Genomic DNA, 2,245 nt, shown 5'->3' with positions numbered 1-2,245 from the left:
ACGCCGCCCGCGGGCGCCGGCTACCCCGCCGCCTCCCGGCCCCCGCGCGTCAGGTGCCCGGCCGCCGCCACCGCCCGCAGCACCGCGGCGGCCTTGTTGCGGCACTCCGTGTCCTCCGCCGCGGGGTCGGAGTCCGCCACGATGCCCGCGCCCGCCTGCACGTACGCGGTGCCGTCGCGCAGCAGCGCCGTGCGGATCGCGATCGCGGTGTCCGCGTCGCCGGCGAAGTCCAGATACCCGACGCAGCCGCCGTACAGCCCGCGCCGCGTGGGCTCCAGCTCCTCGATGATCTGCAGCGCCCGGGGCTTGGGCGCCCCCGACAGCGTCCCGGCGGGGAAGCAGGCCGTGAGCACGTCGAACGCGGTACGGCCGGGGCCGAGCCGGCCGGTGACGGTGGAGACGATGTGCATCACGTGGCTGTAGCGCTCGACGGACATGAAGTCGACGACCTCGACGCTGCCGGGCTCGCAGACCCGGCCGAGGTCGTTGCGCCCGAGGTCGACGAGCATCAGGTGCTCGGCGCGCTCCTTCTCGTCGGCGAGCAGCTCCTCGGCCAGCGCCGCGTCCTCCTGCGGCGTGGCCCCGCGCGGGCGCGTACCCGCGATGGGGTGCAGCAGCGCCCGGCCGTCCTCGACCTTGACCAGCGCCTCGGGGCTGGAGCCGACGATGTCGAACGCGCCCCCTCCGCCCGCGGTGCCGGGGCCGCCGGTGTCGGGCAGCCGGATCAGGTACATGTACGGGCTGGGGTTGGTGGCCCGCAGCACCCGGTAGACGTCGAGGGCGCTCGCGGCGCACGGCGTCTCGAACCGCTGCGAGGGCACGACCTGGAACGCCTCCCCCGCCCTGATCCGCTCCTTGATGTCCTCGACGGCCGCCCGGAACTCCGCGCCGCCCCACAGCTCCCCGTACTCCGGCAGCGCGGCCGGCGGCAGCGGCGCCGCGCTCGCGGCGGCGGGGCGGGCGAGGTCGGCGGTCATCGCGTCGAGGCGGGCGACGGCGTCCGCGTACGCCTCGTCGACTCCCGTGTCGAGGTCGTTGTGGTTGATGGCGTTGGCGATGAGCAGCACGCTGCCGTCCCAGTGGTCGAGGACGGCGAGGTCGGAGGTGAGCAGCATAGTCATCTCGGGCAGCCGCAGGTCGTCACGCGCGCTGTCGCCGACGCGCTCCAGCCGCCGCACGGCGTCGTAGCCGAGGTAGCCGACCATGCCGCCGGTGAAGGGCGGCAGCGCGTCCCGGCCGTGGGCGGGCTCGTGCAGGTCGCGCGGGGTGTGCAGGGCCTCGACGGTGGCGCGCAGCGCGGCCAGCGGATCGCCCTCGGTGGGCAGGCCGACGGGCGGGGTGCCGAGCCAGTGGGCCCGGCCGTCGCGCTCGGTGAGGGCGGCGGCGCTGCGCACGCCGACGAACGAGTACCGCGACCAGGTGCGGCCGTTCTCCGCGGACTCCAGCAGGAACGTGCCGGGGCGCTCGCCGGCGAGCTTGCGGTACAGCCCGACGGGGGTGTCGCCGTCGGCGAGCAGCCGGCGCACGACGGGGATGACGCGGCGGTCCTTGGCCAGCGTGCGGAACGTCTCCAGGTCGGGGGCGGTCACTCGGCGCCGCCCACGGTCAGTTCGCGGCCCTCGAAGCAGGTGCGGCTGCCGGTGTGGCAGGCCGGGCCGGTCTGGTCGACGCGGACGAGCACGGTGTCGGCGTCGCAGTCGAGCGCGACGGACTTCACGTGCTGCACGTGCCCGGAGGTCTCGCCCTTCACCCAGTACTCCGCGCGGCTGCGGCTGTAGTACGTGCCGCGGCCGGTGGTCAGCGTGCGGTGCAGCGCCTCGTCGTCCATCCACGCCAGCATCAGCACTTCGCCGCTGTCGTACTGCTGCACGACCGCGGGCAGCAGGCCGTCCGCGTTGCGCTTCAGGCGCGCCGCGACGGCGGGATCGAGGTCGGAGGGGCGCGGAGGCCGGTTGCCGGTCATGGGGGCCATTGTGCCAACACGGCCCGGCACACCACCGTGCCAGACGGCACGACGCGCGCGGGCGGGGATGCCCCTTCCCGTACATCGGAACGCGTCGATAGGGCATGCTTCGCCCATGACCAACGCTCCACCCGATCCGCCCGCAAGACCCCGCGGCCCGCAGACCGCCGTCACCGTCGCGGCGGCCGCGGTGCTGCTCGTCGCCGTGGCCGTCGCCGCGTTCTTCGCGCTGCGCGGGAGCGACGGCGGCGGGGCGCAGGCGGGCGGGCCGCTGCCGCAGGG

At 75.6% G+C, this 2,245-nt stretch carries 2 protein-coding genes; both read right to left on the bottom strand.

The features are described from left to right. Nucleotides 1-20: 20 nt before the first annotated feature. Nucleotides 21-1,589 carry an anthranilate synthase component I gene (locus ABD317_RS36065; RefSeq protein ID WP_344296133.1) on the bottom strand — a complete coding sequence of 523 codons (1,569 nt, stop codon included), beginning with the start codon at nt 1,587-1,589 and terminating at the stop codon, nt 21-23. Then, a complete protein-coding gene (hisI, locus tag ABD317_RS36060; protein WP_027753664.1) occupies nt 1,586-1,963 on the bottom strand; it encodes a phosphoribosyl-AMP cyclohydrolase in 378 nt (125 codons plus the stop codon). The genes ABD317_RS36065 and hisI overlap by 4 nt, the downstream gene beginning before the upstream one ends. Nucleotides 1,964-2,245 lie beyond the last annotated feature (282 nt).

The organism is Streptomyces synnematoformans (assembly GCF_039531005.1).
GTDB lineage: Bacteria > Actinomycetota > Actinomycetes > Streptomycetales > Streptomycetaceae > Streptomyces > Streptomyces synnematoformans.
This window is presented reverse-complemented; position numbering and strand designations above follow the sequence as displayed.